13 protein-coding genes and 2 pseudogenes are annotated in these 18,829 nt (G+C 67.7%); 12 read left to right on the forward strand and 3 right to left on the reverse strand.

The window, feature by feature from the left end:
• The first annotated feature begins 125 nt into the window (after window positions 1-125).
• Genes AB4Y78_RS15170 through AB4Y78_RS15200 form a run of 7 tightly spaced genes read left to right on the forward strand, consistent with a single transcriptional unit; the run spans window position 126 to window position 9,611 of the window.
• Complete coding sequence (locus AB4Y78_RS15170) at window positions 126-1,934, forward strand: polysaccharide biosynthesis protein (protein ID WP_441737276.1); 1,809 nt, start codon at window positions 126-128, stop codon at window positions 1,932-1,934.
• Window positions 1,927-3,108, forward strand: coding sequence for a DegT/DnrJ/EryC1/StrS family aminotransferase (locus tag AB4Y78_RS15175; RefSeq protein ID WP_441715259.1), 1,182 nt, complete (start codon window positions 1,927-1,929; stop codon window positions 3,106-3,108). Before AB4Y78_RS15170 ends, AB4Y78_RS15175 begins: the two co-directional genes overlap by 8 nt.
• Window positions 3,105-3,710, forward strand: coding sequence for a sugar transferase (locus AB4Y78_RS15180; protein ID WP_259911222.1), 606 nt, complete (start codon window positions 3,105-3,107; stop codon window positions 3,708-3,710). Before AB4Y78_RS15175 ends, AB4Y78_RS15180 begins: the two co-directional genes overlap by 4 nt.
• Window positions 3,703-4,371 (forward strand): acetyltransferase, encoded by a 669-nt coding sequence (locus tag AB4Y78_RS15185; RefSeq protein ID WP_259911224.1) that lies wholly within the window; start codon window positions 3,703-3,705, stop codon window positions 4,369-4,371. The genes AB4Y78_RS15180 and AB4Y78_RS15185 overlap by 8 nt, the downstream gene beginning before the upstream one ends.
• On the forward strand, window positions 4,368-6,506 hold the full coding sequence (locus AB4Y78_RS15190) for a bi-domain-containing oxidoreductase (protein ID WP_441715262.1): 2,139 nt from the start codon (window positions 4,368-4,370) through the stop codon (window positions 6,504-6,506). Before AB4Y78_RS15185 ends, AB4Y78_RS15190 begins: the two co-directional genes overlap by 4 nt.
• A gap of 11 nt (window positions 6,507-6,517) precedes the next feature.
• Window positions 6,518-8,443, forward strand: a complete 1,926-nt coding sequence (locus AB4Y78_RS15195; RefSeq protein ID WP_441715264.1) for a heparinase II/III domain-containing protein — start codon at window positions 6,518-6,520, stop codon at window positions 8,441-8,443.
• Window positions 8,436-9,611, forward strand: coding sequence for a glycosyltransferase family 4 protein (locus AB4Y78_RS15200; protein WP_441715265.1), 1,176 nt, complete (start codon window positions 8,436-8,438; stop codon window positions 9,609-9,611). The genes AB4Y78_RS15195 and AB4Y78_RS15200 overlap by 8 nt, the downstream gene beginning before the upstream one ends.
• On the opposite strand, the gene AB4Y78_RS15205 is transcribed toward AB4Y78_RS15200, so the two are convergent.
• Complete coding sequence (locus AB4Y78_RS15205) at window positions 9,577-10,827, reverse strand: O-antigen ligase family protein (RefSeq protein WP_441715267.1); 1,251 nt, start codon at window positions 10,825-10,827, stop codon at window positions 9,577-9,579. The two genes, AB4Y78_RS15200 and AB4Y78_RS15205, sit on opposite strands and share 35 nt — an antisense overlap.
• 8 nt (window positions 10,828-10,835) lie before the next feature.
• Here AB4Y78_RS15205 and AB4Y78_RS15210 point away from each other — a divergent pair, with 8 nt between their 5' ends.
• Complete coding sequence (locus AB4Y78_RS15210; RefSeq protein ID WP_441737279.1) at window positions 10,836-12,479, forward strand: phenylacetate--CoA ligase family protein; 1,644 nt, start codon at window positions 10,836-10,838, stop codon at window positions 12,477-12,479.
• Between the two features lie 116 nt (window positions 12,480-12,595).
• Window positions 12,596-13,588 (forward strand): annotated as a pseudogene (locus tag AB4Y78_RS15215) (IS481 family transposase); the annotation flags it as partial.
• Window positions 13,589-13,628: 40 nt separating this feature from the next.
• Here the strand turns inward: AB4Y78_RS15215 and AB4Y78_RS15220 are convergent.
• Together AB4Y78_RS15220 and AB4Y78_RS15225 are read right to left on the reverse strand one after the other, a co-directional pair.
• Window positions 13,629-14,516, reverse strand: coding sequence for a glycosyltransferase family 2 protein (locus AB4Y78_RS15220; RefSeq protein ID WP_441715271.1), 888 nt, complete (start codon window positions 14,514-14,516; stop codon window positions 13,629-13,631).
• 16 nt (window positions 14,517-14,532) lie between these two features.
• Window positions 14,533-15,846 carry a lipopolysaccharide biosynthesis protein gene (locus AB4Y78_RS15225; protein WP_441715273.1) on the reverse strand — a complete coding sequence of 438 codons (1,314 nt, stop codon included), beginning with the start codon at window positions 15,844-15,846 and terminating at the stop codon, window positions 14,533-14,535.
• 189 nt (window positions 15,847-16,035) lie between these two features.
• Between AB4Y78_RS15225 and cysD the strand changes: the two genes are divergently transcribed.
• The 3 genes and pseudogenes from cysD to AB4Y78_RS15240 all read left to right on the forward strand — a co-directional run.
• Complete coding sequence (cysD, locus tag AB4Y78_RS15230) at window positions 16,036-16,950, forward strand: sulfate adenylyltransferase subunit CysD (protein ID WP_441715275.1); 915 nt, start codon at window positions 16,036-16,038, stop codon at window positions 16,948-16,950.
• Window positions 16,951-17,039: 89 nt separating this feature from the next.
• A complete protein-coding gene (locus AB4Y78_RS15235; protein ID WP_441715277.1) occupies window positions 17,040-18,326 on the forward strand; it encodes a sulfate adenylyltransferase subunit 1 in 1,287 nt (428 codons plus the stop codon).
• Between the two features lie 105 nt (window positions 18,327-18,431).
• Window positions 18,432-18,829, forward strand: a pseudogene (locus AB4Y78_RS15240) (UDP-glucose 6-dehydrogenase); the annotation flags it as partial.

Raw genomic sequence — 18,829 nt, forward strand, 5'->3', positions numbered from 1 at the left:
GGTCGTAATGTCGCCCCGCCCCGCTGGTGGACTGATCGACGAGCGCGTCACACGGCGCCCATAGGGTTAGCATGTGCGCGGGATGTCCGCATGGGGCAGTTTTGAGCGCGAGCGGGGGGTGTGTGGTGAGCGGTACGCGGACCACGTCAACCGTCAACAGATGGCGGTGGGCAGGTATCGACGGCGGCCTCTGGGTGGTCTCGACCGTCGCGGCGGTCTTCCTCCGCTTCGACTTCGACATCGGGCAGGCCCTCGACGCCCAAACGCTCGCCTACGCGGCCTGCATGACAGTCGGCTACCTCATCCTCGGTGGTCTCGTCGGGCCCTACGCCGTCGGTCACTCGCGCGGCTCCTTTGAGGAGATCCTCGACCTGACCAAGACCGCGCTCATCACCGGCGCCGTCGGGCTCGTCGTCAATGTGCTGCCGCCGACGCAGTTCGTCCCGCGGTCCGTCCCGATCACCGCGGCTCTCGTCGCAGTCGTCGCGATGCTGGCAGCGCGCACGGTGCTGCGCACCCGACGTGCGCAGTACCGCCGGGCCTCGGCCGACCGCCGCGTCCTGGTCCTCGGCGCCGGCGAGGGCGGCCGACAGCTCGTCCGCACGATGCTCAAGGACCCCAATGCCGGGCTGCTCCCCGTCGCACTCATCGACGACGACCCGATGAAGTCCCGCCTGAGCATCGACGGCGTCCGCGTCCGCGGCACCCGGTCGGACATCGCCCGCATCGCTGACCAGACCAGTGCGACGACCCTTGCGGTAGCCATCCCGTCGGCCGACTCGTCCCTGCTGACCGAGATCCGTGAGATCGCCCGCGAGGCCGACCTCGACGTCCTCGTCCTGCCGCCCACAACGGAGCTCTTCCGCAGGCCCACTGGTCGGGACCTGCGGGCCCTCGACCTCGCCGACCTGTTGGGGCGTCGCCCGATCGAGCTCGACTCAACGGCCATCGCCCACTCGATCAACGGCAAGGTCGTGCTCGTCACCGGTGCCGGTGGGTCCATCGGATCCGAATTGTGCCGTCAGATCGCCAAGTTCGGCCCGCGCAAGCTCCTCCTGCTCGACCGCGACGAAACTGCGCTCCACGGCACGCAGATGAGCATGTCGGGCCGCGGCCTGCTCGACAGTGACGACACTGTCCTGGCCGACATCCGTGACCCCGAGCGGCTGGAGGAGGTCTTCGCGACCCACCGGCCGCAGGTGGTCTTCCACGCGGCGGCTTTGAAGCACCTGCCCCTCCTCGAGCGGTACCCGATGGAGGCGTGGAAGACCAACGTGCTCGGCACGCTCAACGTGCTGGAGGCAGCCTTCGCGCACGACGTCGAGACCTTCGTCAACGTCTCGACCGACAAGGCGGCCAACCCGACGAGCGTGCTCGGCTACAGCAAGCGGCTCACGGAGCGGCTGACGTCGGACTTCGCCACCCGCGACGACAACACCTACGTGAGCGTCCGTTTCGGCAACGTCCTCGGGTCGCGAGGATCGGTCATCACAGCCTTCACCGCCCAGATCGAGGCCGGTGGCCCGGTGACGGTCACCCACCCCGATGTCGAGCGCTACTTCATGCTCATCCCCGAGGCCTGCCAGCTCGTCCTGCAGTCGGCCGCGATCGGTCAGGACGGCAGGGTCATGGTGCTCGACATGGGCACACCTGCGAAGATCGACGACGTGGCCAAGACGCTCATCGACCTCTCGGGTCGGGAAGACATCGACATCGTCTACACGGGGCTGCGACCGGGCGAGAAGCTCTCGGAGGAGCTCTTCACCCCCGGCGAGGACATCCAGCAGTCGAGCCACCCGTTGGTGACGCAGGTGGACGTCGCCGCGATCAGCCCCGACCATGTCCGGGTCGTGACCACCCGGCCCGCCGCCGAGGTTGCGGACTACATGCGCCGTGAGACGGTGCACGACGAAGGGGCCACCCAGCATGCCTGAGCGGATCCTCATGTCGCAGGCCCAGGTGTCGGAAGTCGAGGAGCGCTACGTCCTCGACGCGATCCGGTCGGGATGGGTCGCCCCGTTGGGCCCGCACGTCGACGCCTTCGAGGGCGAGATCGCCGAGCGTGTGGGCGCCGAGCACGCGCTGGCGCTCAGTTCAGGCACGGCCGCACTGCACCTGGCGCTCATCCATCTCGGAGCACGGCCCGGCACCAAGGTCGTGCTCTCGAGCATGACCTTCGCCGCGACAGCCAATGCGGTGGTCTACACCGGCGCGGAGCCGGTCTTCGTCGACGCCCAGGCGAGCGACGGCAACGTCGACGCTGCTCTCATGGTCGAGGCCGTTCGCACGCTGCGGGACGAAGGGGAGGACGTCGTCGCGGCGGTCCCCGTCGACCTCTTCGGCCGGGCCGTCGACTATGACGTCCTCGTGCCCGGGCTCGCAGAGCTCGACGTCCCCCTCCTCGAGGACGCGGCGGAGGCTCTGGGTGCATCGTTCGACGGCGCCGCCGCCGGGTCCTTCGGTCGGGCGGCGGCCTTGTCCTTCAACGGCAACAAGATCATGACGACGTCCGGCGGCGGGATGCTGCTGAGTGACGACGCCGAGCTCGTGGCCCACGCGCGCAAGCTGTCGACCCAGTCCCGAGAGCCGGTGCCGTGGTACGAGCACACCGAGATCGGCTACAACTACCGCCTCTCCAACGTGCTGGCGGCCTTGGGTCGTGGCCAGCTCGAGCGGCTCGACGGCATGATCGCGCGGCGACGCGAGATCCGCGCCCGCTACGCCGACGCCTTCGCCGACCTCCCGGTCCGTTTCCTCGGCCGCGACACCGAGGGCCGCGACGACAGCAACGACAACTGCTGGCTCACCACCATCGTCCTCGAGGACACGTTGGTTGAGGAGCGACGAAGGAGCCCCGAAACCAACCCCACCGTGCCCTCCCCCGCCGACAAGCTCGTCGAGGCCATGGCCACCGAGCAGATCGAGGTGCGCCACCTGTGGAAGCCGATGCACCTGCAGCCGGTCTTCGCGGGGGTGCGCAACTTCGGCGGCTCCGTGTCCGAAGACCTCTTCCGGCGCGGCGTCACCCTGCCCAGCGGTCCGGCGCTGACCGATGACCAGATCGACCGGGTCATCGCCGCCGTGACGGCGGATCTGAGGTCGGCATGACCTACCGCGGCAAGCGCCTGCTGGATCTCGTCCTGACGACTCCGGTCCTGTGTGTCTCGCTCCCCGTCCAGGCCGCGACCGCCCTCGCCATCCGCATCCGGATGGGCCGGCCGGTCCTCTTCCGCCAACAGCGGCCGGGGCTCAACGGCGAGCCCTTCGAGATGTTGAAGTTCCGCACGATGCTCCAACCGGATCCCGAGCGTGGTCTCGTCACCGACGCCGACCGGATGACCGGCCTGGGCTCATTCCTGCGGAGCACCAGCCTCGACGAGCTGCCCACCCTGTGGAACATCGTCCGAGGAGACATGTCCATAGTGGGACCGCGGCCGCTGCTCATGCAGTACCTGGGGCGCTACTCCCCCGAGCAGGCACGACGCCACGAGGTCAAGCCGGGCTTGACGGGTCTGGCACAGGTCAGCGGGCGCAATGCGATCTCGTGGGAGTCGAAGTTTCGCCACGACGTCGAGTACGTCGACAACCACAACCTCCTCCTCGACCTGGAGATCATCCTGCGCACCGTCGTGCAGGTTGTCCGCAGGGACGGGATCTCGGCGGAAGGCGAGGCGACGATGCCCGAGTTTCGAGGAGACGGACATGCATGAGGACCTAGTGGTCATCGGCGCCGGCGGCTTCGGCCGTGAGGTCGTTGATGTTGTCGAGGCGATCAACGAGTCCGAGTCATCACCACGGTGGCTACTCGTGGGAGTCGTCGACGACTCCCCAAGTGAAGAGAACCTCGCGCGACTCGAGCGTCGGGGCATTCCATACCTCGGCGCTGTCGAGGCACTCGTCGCCGAGGTCGCGCGTCCCAAGTTCGTCATCGCGATCGGCAATCCTCGTGTTAGGCGAGCGATCGCCACTGCCCTTGAAGGCGAAGGATTCGTCGCCGCGACGATCGTGCACCCGGCATCGACCCAGGGGTCGGAAGTCACCGTCGGGGCGGGGTCGGTCATTTGTGCCGGAGTTCGGCTGACCACCAACATCTCGGTTGGTCGGCACTGCCACTTGAATCTCAATGCGACCGTGGGACACGACTCCGTGCTCATGGACTTCGTCAGCATCAACCCGTTGGCATCGATCTCGGGCGATTGCGTCGTCGAGGACGACGTACTCATCGGTGTTTGTGCATCCATCATCAACCGAGTCACTGTGCGCGCGGGAGCGACCGTGGGCGGCGGGGCATGCGCCGTCCGCGACGTCCCCCCGGACGTCACGGTCGTAGGCATTCCCGCTGTTCCCCTAGGCAAGAAGAGGTCTTCATGAAGCAGGTCGTCCAGTCCATCGGCGACGGCAGCCTCCGGGTGGTCGAGGTGCCCACCCCCACCTGTGGCCCGGCCGAGGTCCTCGTCAGCACCACCCGCTCCTTGCTCTCGACCGGTACGGAGAAGGCGGTGCGAGAGCTGGCTTCGTCCAGCCTCATCGACAAGGCCAAGGCCCGCCCGGACCTCGTGCGTCAGGTGCTCAAGAAGGCGCGGACCGAGGGTGTGCGCAACACCGTGCAGGCAGTCCGCACCCGGCTCGACGAGGACATGCCGCTCGGCTACAGCGCCGCTGGCGTGGTGCTCGAGGTCGGCTCCGCTGTGCACGGGCTGACGCCCGGGACCCGAGTCGCCACGGCGTCCGCGGGCCATGCCGAGGCGCAGGTCGTCCCTTCGCTCCTCGCGGTCCCGATCCCCGACGGAGTGACTGACGAGGCCGCTGCCTTCGGCGCGGTCGCCGCGATCGCGATGCAGGGTCTGCGGCAGGCCGACGTGCAGGTCGGTGGGACCGTCGCCGTGGTCGGACTCGGCCTCGTCGGTCAGCTCACGGCCCGGATGGCCCTCGCCAGCGGCCTCAAGGTCATCGGCGTGGACCTGCGCGACTGGACCGTGGACCTCGCCGCCGAGGCCGGAGCGATCGGCCTCCTTGAGGAGGGCCAGGGCACGACCGATGCGATCGTCGCCCACACGCGCGGCCGCGGCGTGGACGCCGTGCTCGTCACCGCGTCGACCAAGTCCTCGGACCCGGTCATGGCGGCCGTGGAGCGAGTGCGCGATCGTGGAACGATCGTCGTCGTGGGCGACGTCGGCGTCGAGCTCGCCCGCACTCCCTTCTACATGAAGGAGGTCGACGTTCGCTTCGCCCGCAGCTACGGCCCGGGGCGCTACGAGCGCACCTACGAGGAGTACGGCATCGACTACCCGGTGGGTCAAGTGCGCTGGACCGAGGGCCGCAACATCGAGGCTTACCTCGATCTCGTGGCCTCCGGTCGACTGCGCGTCGACGACCTCGTGACGCACGTCTTCGACATCGACGAGGCGCAGCGGGCCTACGAGACGATCGGTGAGGACCCCCGGGCGCTGGCCGTCCAGTTCACCTACCCGGGTCGGGCCATCGGCCGCGAGCCGATCTCCCTTCGGCCCGTGACGGCTGGGCACAAGGGGTCCGGCATCGTCGGCGCCGGCAACTACGCCAAGATGACCTTCCTCCCGGCCATGAAGAAGGCCGGCCTGCCGTCCGCGGTCGCGGTCACGTCGAACAGCGGCCTGACGGCCCGCCACCTCGCGGAGCGCCACGACGTGGCCCAGGTGGTCGCCGACGTGCCGTCGATGCTCTCGATGGATGCCGTCGACACCGTCTTCGTCCTCAGCCGGCACGACTCGCACGCGCAGATCACCCGTGACGCGCTGGCTGCCGGCAAGCACGTCTTCGTCGAGAAGCCGCTGGCCCTCAGCGAGGACGAGCTCGAGTCCGTCCTCGCCAGCCTCGAGACGTCCGAACGCGTCCTGTGGGGTGGCTTCAACCGCCGCCACTCGGAGGCGATCCAGCAGGCAAAGAGCACGCTCGGTGGCACGGGTGAGCCGCTCGTCATCACCTACCGGGTGAGCGCCGGCCGCCTGCCCGAGACCCACTGGTACAAGGACCGCCGTCAGGGCGGCCGTCTCCTCGGCGAGGTCTGCCACTTCATCGATCTCGCGTCGTGGGTCGTCGGCCTGCCGGTCGACGAAGTCGTCGCCCTGGGCTCTGGCGGTAGCGAGCTGCTGCTCCAGGAGGACCTCGTCATCTCGCTGCGCTTCGCCGACGGCTCGATCGCGACGATCACGTACGCGGAGCACGGGCACGCCAGCACCTCCAAGGAGCGCCTCGACATCCTCGGCCGCGGGCACACCGTCACCATCGACGACTTCGCGAAGCTGAGCATCGACGGCAAGGAGGTGAAGCTCTCGGCCCCCGGCAAGGGGCACGTGGAAAACCTGCGCCTCTTCAACGACGTCCTCTCGGGCGCTGAGGACGGGACGGCCGACACGCGGGCGACGGTCGCGAGCACCGCCGCCGCACTCGCTGCCGTGCGGTCCCTCGAGGAGGGCGACGTCGTCAAGGTCGACCCGCGGGTCGGCGACCAGCCCTTCAGCCGCTGAGGACTCGCGACATGCCCTCCCTGACCCGTGTCATCAAGGACGTGCGAGCCCTCGGGACGTCAGCTCCGCTGCGCGCCGCCTACGAGGCCTCCAAGCGGACCAACGGCCACTCCCTGCTCTTCCGACCGGTACCCGGCGGGTACCGGTCGACCCCCCTCGACGTCGGTCACCACCTGCCGACGTCAGAGGTTGCACGCGAGCGCTGCCTGGCCGATGCGCGTCTCATCGTCGACGAAGGCACGCGCGTCTTCGGGACTCGCGCGGCGACCGGCGCGTCGGTGAGTTGGGCGATGGACCCGCTCACCGAGCGGTGCTGGCCCGAGGACACGCCCTGGTGGCAGATCGACATCCGCACCGATGCCCGCCTGTCGGACGTCAAGTGGGTGTGGGAGGCCGCGCGACACCGCGACCTCGTCGTGCTCGCCCGAGCCGCAACTCTCGAGCCCGACGGTCCGTGGCTGACCCAGCTGGAGGCCATGCTCGTGCGGTGGTGCCGCGAGTGCCGGCCCGAGGAAGGGGTCAACTGGTACTCGAGCCTCGAGCTCGCACTGCGTGCGATCGCGTGGAGCCAGGTCCTCCGCCTCGTCGGCGAGCGCCTGCACGGAGGCCTGCGGGCCGAGCTCGACGACCAGCTGGTGGCCAGTGCGCGGCACATCATGGTCGAGCTGCCCTACACGATGACGAGCATGAAGAACAACCACCTGCTCGGCGACGGTCTGGGTCTGGTCGTCCTCGGCAAGCTCTTCCCCGAGCACCCGAACTCCCGGCGGTGGCAGGCGATCGGCGACCGCCTGATGCTCAAGCAGCTGTCGCGCCACATGCTGCCCGACGGGTCGATGATCGAGGACTCGCTCTCGTACCACCGCTTCGTCCTCGAGATGTTCATCGTCCGCGTCCTCGTCGGAGGCGCTCCCCGCGAGATCGCGGCGGCAATGCGGACGTCATCGGAGCACCTCATCACCCTCGGTGTCCTGGACGGCGACGTCCCGCAGTACGGGGACTGGGACGAAGGGAGGGTCCTCGCCGACTCCGCGCCCGCCGGCGACGTCGCCGGCGCAGCCCTGCTCGGACTCCACCTCAGCGGCGGCTCGACTCCACCGGACGCCTGGGCTCGGTACGACGAGCTGGCCTGGTACGCGCAGGCCGACGACGCCCGCCTCGAGAACGCAGACGCTTCCCCCACGACGTGGGCGAGTGGTCACTTCTCCGGTGGCCGTCAGGGCGAGTGGTCCGTCTGGCTCAAGCGCGGCGTGACGCCGTCTCACCAGCACGCCGACCTGTCGTCGGTGTGGATCCAGCGCGCCGGCGAATGGGCCACCCGTGACCCCGGCACCGGCACCTACAACGGGCCTCTGGTGGTGCGTGACGGGTTCCGCACCACCGCGGCCCACCCGGTGTGGCGTCCCTCCGGCGCCGACCTCCTCGGACCGCACCGGGCCTTCCGCTGGGAGCGCCCGACGGTGCCGGCGGGCCACGCGCACCTCGATGTCCCCGGACTCACTGCGCTGGCCGTCTGGCACGAGGGGTTCGACGGGGGCCGCTGTCTGCGAGTGGTCCTCGTCGAGGACCGAGGTGTCACGGTGCTCGACCGACTGCCAGATGGGGCGCGTGGGTGGGTCCAGACTCTGCCCGAAGGACCGGCCGCAGACGTACTCGTCGGTGCTGACGGCACGACGGCGCAGGGGGTGGAGTCCCCCTTCGCCGGGTGGATGAGCGAGACGTACGGCCACTGGCAGCCCTCGCCGTGGCGCGAGCTCACCGCCGACGGCGGCTGGACGTCGTGGGGCGCTGGTCAACCGCGGACCGTCACCTCGACCGGGGACGATGTCGTCGAGCTCGATGGGCTCACGGTCACCACGACGAATGCAGCCGACAGAGTTGGCATCCAGCTGGTGGTCGACGGCGTCGCGCACCACCTGGAGGTCCCCCGTGCGTAATCGCAGAGTCCTCGTGCTCAACCACTTCGCCGCGCCCCGTGGCGAGGCAGGCGGGACGCGCCACGTCGAGCTCTTCAGCAGGTTGGAGGGCTGGGAGAGTCTCATCATCGCTAGCAACCTCAACCCGCAGACGGGGCGCAAGGTCGGCGACAGCGATGGCTTCGTCACCGTCCCTGTTGTCGGCTACTCGAGCAACGGCATCTCAAGGATCCTCAACTGGGTCTGCTACGCCGTGTCGGCGACACTCCGCGGTCTGCGCGTCGGGCGTGTGAATGTCGTCTACGGCTCGTCGCCGCACCTGCTGGCGGCCCTCGCCGCCTGGCTCTTGGCCGTCCTCAAGCGGGCGCCCTTCGTCCTCGAGGTCCGCGACCTGTGGCCCAAGGTGCTCGTCGACATGAACCATCTGAGCGAGACCTCGCCGGTCTATCGCGTCCTCACCGCTCTCGAGGAGTTCCTCTACGCCCGGGCGAAGACCATCGTCATCATGGCCGAGGGGTCGCGGACCGAGCTCGTCGCACGAGGCGTCGATGGCGCCAAGATCGTCTACATCCCCAACGGCGCCGACCCGGAGGACTTCGAGCCGAGCGCGCCTCGGGACGAGCTGAGGGCGCGGTACGGCTTCGACAAGGTCACGGCTGTCTACGCGGGGGCTCACGGCCCCGCCAATGGCCTGGACCTGCTCCTCGACGGGGCTGAGTCCGTCCCCGAGGTGGACGTGGTGCTCGTGGGCGGTGGGGTCCTCAAGGAGACGCTCAGGCAGGACGCGGAGCGTCGTGGCCTCGCAAACGTGCGGTTCATGGACCCGATCGCGAAGGACGAGATCCCCGACCTGCTGGCTGCTGCCGACATCGGCCTCCACGTCCTCGCCGACGTCGAGCTCTTCAGGAGCGCGGTCAGCCCGAACAAGGTCTTCGACTACATGGCTGCGGGACTGTCGACGCTTACGAACTGCCCGGGACTCGTCGCGGATCTGGTGGAGAGGGCCGACGCGGGGATCGCCGTCTCGCCGACGGAGATTGGCCGTGGGCTCTCACATCTGTTGGCACTCGACGAGCACCAACGCGCCACCCACGGCATGTCGGGCCGTGGCTGGATCGAGTCGAATCAGTCACGGCGGGCCATGGCGGCACGCCTCAGGGAAGCATTGGCGCACGTCTCGAACCGCTGAAGTCACCGGGTGGCATCTCGTGCTCCCGAGTCTCAAAGCGCCGCTTGTTCAGCAGCGTGACGGCCAGGAGCAGCACGAAGAAGAACGTCCTGGCGTTGAGGTCCCCACTCGTCGAGACGTGGACCGTCTCGGTCACTAGGAGAGCCAGGGCGAGCTGCAGGCCGGGGTCGTCCCCCGCACGTCGCCAGAGCCGGCGCACGGTGGTGATGACGAGGAGTACGAGCAGGACGCCGACCAGCCAGCCCTGCTCGACGAAGACCTCGAGGAAGACGTTGTGAGGCCACGCGTGCCGGGTGATCCCCGTCGCTTGGGACCAGTCACCGATGCCGGCACCGAAGGGGAGGTCGGGGATCGCTCTGAGACTCTCCGTCCACATGAACCCACGGGACTCACTCCCCACATCACCATCGGCGATGAAACGTCCGAAGCGAGAGTTCGCCACTGCCGGAATACTCGGTGCGATGGCCAGACAACCCGCGCCGAGCAGCACCAGCCAGAGCGACTGCCTCGACCGGCGGGCGGTGGGGGCCAGCAGCAGGACGGTGATGCCGATGATCGCGGCGGCAGCAGGCCCGCGTGATCCGGTGGCGAGCAGACCCACCGCCAGGACGGGCACAATCAGCACAACCCGCCACCAACGCCACGTATTGCTGGCCCCCATCCAGACGGTGACGACCATGCTCGCCGAGATCGCTCGACCGAGCCAGACCGGGTTGCTGCCCTCGACCTGCGCGCGACCGGTCGCGGCTACCGGGTCGACCACGGACAAGACCGCGAGCGCCAAGCCAACCACGACCCACCACACCGCCATCGCCCTGATGACGCGTGGCCGGGACACGGCTGCCGCAGCTGCCATCGTCGCCAGTGTCGTGGTGGCAAAGTTCACCCACTTCGTCTGCCCGTACGTCGTCATCGGTGGGTCGTAGAAGGCACGGATCGCCACGATGAGCACGATGAGCAATGCGAGGAGCAGGGTCCGCCAAGTCACGGCACCGTGCCGAGCGAGGGATCGCAGGACCGCGATCCCGACAATCCCTGCAGCCCCCATCAGGACGACAGAACTGCCGAGCGGCCCGAGGAGACTGCCGAAGAGCAGTAGGACGACGGCGATCGCGACTACATGAGCGCCGATGGAGAAACGGTCCTGCGCGGTAGCATAGTCGGCCTCGGGCGCGGCGGCCGTCAGGGCACGTGCGCGTGAGGACTGCGCAGCCACTGAGCGAGATGACACAGGACGACTCCCATCTAGATCGGACATGGCTACTGTACGGTGGCTCAGCCACCCGACCGCACCAGCGCGGGTCGGCGCTCCAACAGGTCATGGACGCCCCTGTTCTGTCGTGGTCGGGCCCGTGTCGACTCCACACGTGGCAGGGCACGATCACGTCCGCGCCGTGCGCAGCATCGAGCAGTCAAGACAGGGTGACTCCTCTGCTGCCGGGGGTGCGAGGTCCGCTAGGGTCTCCGGAGGGCCCGCACCATGGAGCCCCACCGCTGACAATTGAGATCGAGGAAGCCATGCCGAGTGTCGAGTCCGTCTACCTCCGATCCCCCCGCCGCGTGCAGACTCTGCTGGCCAATGCGGCCTCGCTCAAGGAGTGGCGCAGGCGCTATGGCCACGGCTTCGATGCCCTCCTCGCCGACTACGAGTCCAGAGACCGATGGACGCGCGAGGAGCTGGACGCCTTCAGCGACGCCCAGCGCACGCTGGCTCTGGCTCGCGCAGCTCGGACCGAGCACTACCAGGAGGTTTTTCGCCGCCTCGGTGCACACTGGACGGACTTCGTGCATCGGGAGGCGTTCTCACAGCTGCCGGTCACCACGAAGCAGGAACTCCGCGAGAACCCGGAAAGTTTCCGACCCCGAGGACAACTTCCGACGGACCGAGTCATCGGATCCTCAGGGACCACCGGCGTCCCGCTCAAGCTGCTCAAGGACGCCGAGTCGACCCAAGCCCATTGGGCCGTGTGGTGGCGCTACCGACGCTGGCACGGACTGGACCTCGACACCCCGTACGCCCTCTTCGGCGGACGACGGATCATGCACACCGACCAAGGCTCCCCCTACTGGCTCCACAACCGCGTGGGGCGAGAGACCCGCTACTCCACCCATCACATCTCGAGAGTAACCGCTCCTGAATACGTGGGGCAGCTCAACGCCGAGCGCACGACGTGGATCCATGGCCTCTCATCGTCGATCGCGAACCTTGCCCGGTTCATCGTCGAGGACGACCTCCGCGTCACCGCCCCCGTCCGCGTCGTCAGTCTGGGCGCCGAAGGGCTGCTGCCCTGGCAGGCCGACGTGATCGAGCAAGCCTTCGGGCCCCGCCCGATCCACCACTACGGGCTTACGGAGGGCGCCGCCAATGCCTCCATCTGCCCCGATGGGTCCTTGCATGTCGACGAGGACTTCGGCTACGTCGAGCTCGTGGGCTCTCCCGACGAACCCCAACGCATCGTGGGTACGCCCTTCACCAACGAAGCCACAGCACTCCTGCGGTACGACACCGGTGACCTCGCCCGTGCTCTCACGAGCACGTGCTCGTGTGGGCGCGCTACCTGGCTTCTGGATGGGATCGATGGGCGCAGCGATGAGACGATCGAACTGCCGGATGGACGCCTCGTCGGACCCAGATGGGCCTTCAGGGAGAAGCTCAACGTCCGTGAGGCCCAGATCGTGCAGCACCGGGACCTAGGCCTCACGGTGCGGGTGACACCGGGGCCGGCATGGGGCGAACACGACGAGCTCGACGTGGTGAGCGCCCTGCGCACCTATGTGGGCGAGGACATCCCAATCAAGGTCCAGCCCGTCGAGTCCGTCCCCAAGACCGCCTCCGGCAAGCTTCGACTGGTCGTCCGGGAAGGCTAGCTGTACTGACCCGGGACGTTGGGTACGGAATGGGCGAGTCGGTGTGACATGAGGAAGACCTCCGGGTGAGGTGTGGAGCTGTCTAGAAACACACACGGCTCACCACGGAGGCCTTCATGACCCACGCTAACGCTTTGCTCACCCCGCGCGGGCGGCTGCGGCTGGCCCGCTGCGTTGTCGATGACGGGTGGCCCCTACGTCGAGCGGCTGACCGGTTCGACGTGTCCGTCACGACCGCCAAGCGGTGGGCCGACCGGTACCGCGCGCACGGCCCGGCAGCGATGGGCGATCGTTCCAGTCGTCCACGCGCGTGCCCGCACCGCACCACGCGCCGTCGGGAGCGGCGTGTGGTCGGGATGCGAGTGGCGCGGCGTTGGGGGCCGGCGCGGATCGCTTATCACCTGGGGATGAACCCGGCCACGGTGCACCGGATCCTGGCCCGCTACGGGTGCCTGCGCTTGTCGTGGACCGACCCGGCGACCGGAGCGCCGGTCCGCGCGAAGCGACGGCAGATCGTGCGCTACGAGCGCGACGCGTCTGGCGACCTGGTCCATGTCGATATCAAGAAGCTGGGCAGGATCCCCGACGGTGGTGGGCATCGCGTCCACGGACGAGCTCAGGGTGGGCGAAACTCCAGCGCTCATCGCGAGAAGAGGCGGCCACGCAAGGTCCACGTCCGGCCGAATCTGGGCTACGCGCTTTTGCATCACGCGGTCGATGACCACTCGCGCTACACCTACTCCGAGATCCTCACCGATGAGAAGAAGGAGACAGCGACCGGTTTCATGGCCCGAGCCCTGGAGCACTTCGCCTCCGTCGACATCACCACCCAACGGGTGATGACCGACAACGGGTCCTGCTACAGGTCGAAGATCTTCCGCAAGTTGTTGGCGGACAACGGGATCAAGCACAAGTGGACCCGCCCGTACCGGCCGCAGACCAATGGCAAGGTCGAACGGTTCAACCGCACCCTGCAAGAGGAATGGGCCTACGCCCGCCCGTACAGCAGCGAGTCCGAACGCGTTGCTGCCTTCTCTGACTTCCTGCACACCTACAATCACGACCGCGGCCACACCGCGCTCAAAGGCGCCTCACCCGCCGACCGCGTACCCAAAACCTGGCGAGGTAGTACAGCTAGCCGGCCGCGGCTCAGGCTCCGCGCAGCCCCGAAAGCGCGCGGTAGAAGCGCTTGCGCAGCGCGAAGAGTGCCGGGTGCGCCCGAGACAGCGATGCCAGTCGGTCCGGCCACGAAGCCTCCCCGACCGTGAGGATGCGCCACGTAGGACCTTCATAGCGAAAGTGCTCGACCCTGAGCCTGGCTCGGAACAGCCGCTCTTGGTCGGATCGCAGTGGCAGGTGGTCCGCGCTGAGGAGCTCTTCGTACGCCATGTGGCGCAGATGGCTTGCCTCAGTCATGACATGGAACGGCTTATTGCGCGGGTTGCTGTTCCCGTCATGAATCCTGTAGTCCACAACAATCTCGGGGCTGTGCACGATCTTCGTCGCAACCGCGTCCAGAGCAGACGAGAGGTAGATGTCCTCAGCGACGAGAGTCTCCGGGATCGGAAAAACACGCTCCGCCAGGTCCCGTGACATCGTCAGACTCGGGCCAGAGGTGCTCGACTTCTCTCCCTTCGGGAGGACCATCCCGTCGAACCGCGAATCGTCGGAAAAGCTCCGCAACTTGAACATCGCGAAGGTACCGTGCGGGTCTGTCTCGAAGGGCTTCAAGCGCGCACGAAAGGCACCTTCACGACTAATGTCGTCGCCTCCGTGGATGCAGATGACCTCGCCCGACGACGCGGCAAACGCCTTGTTGAACGCGGACACCTTGCCCTTGGCGTCCTGTGCCTCCACGAGTCGCACCCGAGCATCTCGCTCGGCGAATTCCTCAATGATCGCGACAGTCTCGTCTGAAGATCCGTCGTCAACGAAGAGCAACTCCCACTCCTCATGCGACTGGCTCAGCACACTCTCGATCATTTGACGGATGTACAGGCCCTCGTCGCGGACCGCGGCGAGCAACGACAGCTTCATCGAGTGGATTCCTCTATCACTTTGGAGACTCTTCATCAGCCGGGAGACGCTTCTCGCCGGATAGGCGATGGCGACCCGAGGCGCCGATGTCGCGGGCAGCGGACCGGCACATCAGCCACAGGAGAAGATACACGCCAGCCTGCGCCGCTCCGAGACACCAGACCATCTGCAGGTCCGTCCATCCCAACAGGTGCGGCACGCCGACGGCAGCGCTCAAGACGCTGAGGCGCAGCCCGTCCCAGATCACCTGCCAGCCCAAGTGTCCGCTGACGATAAGGGTCTGCGACAACGGCGCCGCCGCGAGCTGACCAGCGATCCCAACGGACAGGGCCTGTGCATAGTGACCGCTCACGGCCCACTGCTCACCGAAGATGATCGGAAAGAGATCCGGCGACAACAGCGCGAAAGCCGCGGCCAGAAGCAGGGCCGCGCCCCAGAGCACTCGGCTCACCCGGCGAAACAACTCCGGCCCCCGCGATCCGCCCTTGCGGTGCACGGAGGAGATCTCACCGATGTATACCTGAGCCAGACTCGTGCCGACGAGGCCTACCGGAGCAGCCAGAATCCGTTGTGTGAGGCCGAACCACCCCCCCACCGTGGCACCGAAAAGGGCGATCACCAACAGCACTGGCGCGTGGGTGCCGAGCGCGTTGAGCAGACCTGACGGGGTTAGCACCAAGGGAAAGCGGCGATACCGTCGCGCCACCTCGCGCAAGTCACCGCGTGACGACTTCGTGCCGCCTGCGATCCCCGTCGGTCGCACGAGGGAGACGCAGGCGATCACCTGGCCCAGCGCATAGCCGGCTGAGAGCCCAAGCGCTCCCAGCCGCGCGAACCCACTCGCCACCTGAGCCACCACCGTGCTGATGGATTGCACCATCTTTCGCTGGGCGGTCAGGCGGTACTGCTGTCGACGGATGGCCAGCTGACCAAGGACTGCCGCCCCGCCAAAACCCAAGCTGTAGATGGGCAGAACCAACTGCAGCCTCGGGGAGACCCCCGTCAGCTGGTGAATGTGACCGGGGATCAGCACACAGACGGCCAGGACGCCGACCGCGATCGCGGCAACCGCCAGCAGTCCCAGGCGGGCAACATGCACGGCCTCTTCCTCACTGCGAGCCAGGGGTACTGCGCGCTCCAGACGCAGTGCCCCCAAGCCGGCCAGGATGGCCGCCGCTGCCGCGAACGCCGAGAACGCGCCAAAGTCCTGAGGAGAGAAAAGCCGTGTCAGCAGCGGCGAGGCGAGGACGGTGACGACCTGAGCCCCGGCAGTACCGCCCACCACCAACAGCACGCCCCGGACGACACGATGCTTGAGCAGGGCCTTCACGCGACTGCTCACCACACGTTTCCTTGGCCGAACGGACACGACGGCTCGTAGCGTAACCGCTGGTCACGGGCACCCGTAACGGGCGCGTTTTGCCACGAGAGGCAGGGCCATCCAACACCTGAACACGAGTTTGGGCATCCATAACAGGGAGTTATGCTCCGAGGATCCCGTTCGAAGAGAGGTTCCCTCGTGCCCACTGCCGCCCCACAGGCTGCCCTGACGCACCTCGACGTCCTCGAGTCCGAGTCGATCCACATCATCCGTGAGGTCGCTGCGGAGTTCGAGCGCCCCGTCCTGATGTTCTCCGGAGGCAAGGACTCGATCGTCATGCTCCGGCTGGCCGAGCGCGCCTTCGCCCCGGCCAAGATCCCCTTCGGCCTGCTCCAGGTCGACACCGGATTCGACTTCCCTGAGGTGCTCGCCACCCGCGACCGCTGGGTCGATCGCCTGGGCATCGAGCTTCATGTCGCCTCCGTCGAGCAGGCCATCGCCGACGGCATCGTCATCGACGACGGCAAGACCTCGCGCAACCGGCTGCAGATCGGCACGCTGCTCCACGCCATCGAGGAGCGCGGCTACACGGCCGCCTTCGGCGGGGGCCGACGCGACGAGGAGAAGGCCCGCGCCAAGGAGCGCATCTACTCGCACCGCGACGACTTCGGCCAGTGGGACCCCAAGAACCAGCGCCCCGAGCTCTGGTCGCTCTACAACGGGCGCATCCACGAGGGCGAGCACATGCGGATCTTCCCGCTGTCCAACTGGACCGAGCTCGACATCTGGCAGTACATCGGCCGTGAGCAGCTCGACATCCCAGAGATCTACTACTCGCACCAGCGCAGCGTCTTCGAGCGCGACGGGATGCTCCTCACCGCGAGCGAGCACAACCCCCTTCGCGCCGGCGAGGAGGCGCACGAGCGCACCGTGCGATTCCGCACCGTCGGCGACCTGACGCTCACTGGCTGCGTCGAGTCCACTGCCAGCACCGTCGACGAGATCATCGACGAGATCTCCATCGCGCGCCTCACCGAGCGGGGCGCCACGCGTGGCGACGACCGCTTCAGCGAGGCCGCCATGGAGGACCGCAAGAAGGAGGGGTACTTCTGATGGGTATCGCTACGGAAGCAACGTTTCGAGGCTCGTCGCAGAGCTCCTCGCACCTCAACGATCGTGAGCCTGAGTTGGAGAGCACCGCAGTGAGTACCGACCTTGACCTGGGACTGCTGCGGGTTGCGACGGCCGGGTCCGTGGACGATGGCAAGTCCACGCTTATCGGGCGGCTGCTGCTCGACAGCAAGGCGATCTTCGAGGACCAGCTCGAGGCCGTCGAGGCCACGAGCAAGGCCAAGGGCCACGACCACACCGACCTCGCGCTGCTCACCGACGGGCTGCGCAGCGAGCGCGAGCAGGGCATCACCATCGATGTGGCCTACCGCTACTTCGCGACCCCTCGGCGCAAGTTCATCCTCGCCGACACCCCCGGTCACGCGCAGTACACGCGCAACATGGTCACCGGCGCCTCCACGGCCGATCTCGGCCTCGTCCTCGTCGACGCCCGCCACGGTCTGACCGAGCAGTCCCGCCGCCACACCGTCCTGCTGTCGCTGCTGCAGGTCCCCCACATCACGCTCGTGGTCAACAAGATGGACCTCGTCGGCTACGACGAAGCCGTGTACACCGCGATCCGCGACGAGTTCGTCGCCTTCACCGAGCAGCTACGGGTGCCCGCCGTCGCAACCTTCCCCATCAGCGCGCTCGTCGGCGACAACGTCGTCGAGACCAGCGACGCGATGCCCTGGTACGCGGGCACGAGCCTGCTCGAGCACCTCGAGACCGCTGAGAGCGCCGACCTCTTCGAGGCGAAGGGCGACCGCTTCCCCGTCCAGTACGTCATCCGTCCCCAGCAGGGCGAGCACCGCGACTACCGCGGCTACGCCGGCCGGGTCGAGGCCGGCACCTTCACCGTCGGTCAGGAGGTCGTCGTCCTCCCCAGCGGGGTGTGCACGACGGTCGCCGGCATCGACACGCTGGACGCCACGCACGAGCAGGCCGTCACCGGCCAGTCAGTGACGCTGCGCCTCGGCGACGACGTCGACGTCTCCCGCGGTGACCTCATCGCCGACGCCGAGCACGCCCCCGAGGTCACCCGTGAGGTCACCGCGACCGTCTGCTGGATGACGTCAGGTACCCTGCACAGCCGGCAGAAGCTGCTGCTCAAGCACACCACCCGCACGGTCAAGGCGGTCGTCGAAGGGCTGGGAGCACGCCTGGACGTCAACACGCTCGAGCGCGACGGCGAGGTCGGCGAGCTGGGGCTCAACGAGGTGGGGACGGTCTCCCTTCGGCTGTCGCAGCCTCTGGCTGTGGACGCCTATGCGACCCACCGCGCGACCGGGTCCTTCATCCTCATCGACCCGGCCACGGGCAACACGGTCGGTGCCGGGATGATCTCGGGCACCCACGGGGTCGAGTACACCATCTGACGTTGAGCCTCGCCGCACCTGCACGCCGACCTTTGCAGGGCTATCTCCGCTGTTCCGACATACTGTGCCGGGAAAGATCGCAACCGAGAACCTCGTGAGGACCACGTGACCAGCAAGATCACCGTCGTCGGCACGGGCTATGTCGGCCTGTCCATGGCCGTCCTGCTCGCGCAGCACCACCAGGTCGTCAGCTTCGACATCGACGCCGACCGCGTCGCGATGCTGCAGCAGGGTCGCAGCCCGATCCACGACGAGGAGATCATCGACTTCCTGGCCCACCGGGAGCTCGACCTGACCTTCACCCTCGACAAGGACCGGGCCTACGCCGACGCCGAGTTCGTCGTCATCGCCACACCCACCGACTACGACCCGCAGACCAACTACTTCGACACCTCCTCCGTCGAAGGGGTCATCGCCGACGTCATCGCGACCAACCCGGACGCGGTCATGGTCGTCAAGTCCACGATCCCGGTCGGTTTCACCGCTGGCGCCCGCGAGCGCTT

This window comes from Janibacter sp. RAF52 (genome assembly GCF_052114035.1).
Lineage (GTDB): Bacteria > Actinomycetota > Actinomycetes > Actinomycetales > Dermatophilaceae > Janibacter > Janibacter hoylei.

Coding starts and splice junctions, on each gene's coding strand:
- AB4Y78_RS15185 (WP_259911224.1), top strand. CDS start 3,703: ATGCATGAGGACCTAGTGGTCATCGGCGCCGGCGGCTTCGGCCGTGAG.
- AB4Y78_RS15175 (WP_441715259.1), top strand. CDS start 1,927: ATGCCTGAGCGGATCCTCATGTCGCAGGCCCAGGTGTCGGAAGTCGAG.
- AB4Y78_RS15190 (WP_441715262.1), top strand. CDS start 4,368: ATGAAGCAGGTCGTCCAGTCCATCGGCGACGGCAGCCTCCGGGTGGTC.
- AB4Y78_RS15210 (WP_441737279.1), top strand. CDS start 10,836: ATGACACAGGACGACTCCCATCTAGATCGGACATGGCTACTGTACGGT.
- AB4Y78_RS15195 (WP_441715264.1), top strand. CDS start 6,518: ATGCCCTCCCTGACCCGTGTCATCAAGGACGTGCGAGCCCTCGGGACG.
- AB4Y78_RS15180 (WP_259911222.1), top strand. CDS start 3,105: ATGACCTACCGCGGCAAGCGCCTGCTGGATCTCGTCCTGACGACTCCG.
- AB4Y78_RS15220 (WP_441715271.1), bottom strand. CDS start 14,516: ATGAAGCTGTCGTTGCTCGCCGCGGTCCGCGACGAGGGCCTGTACATC.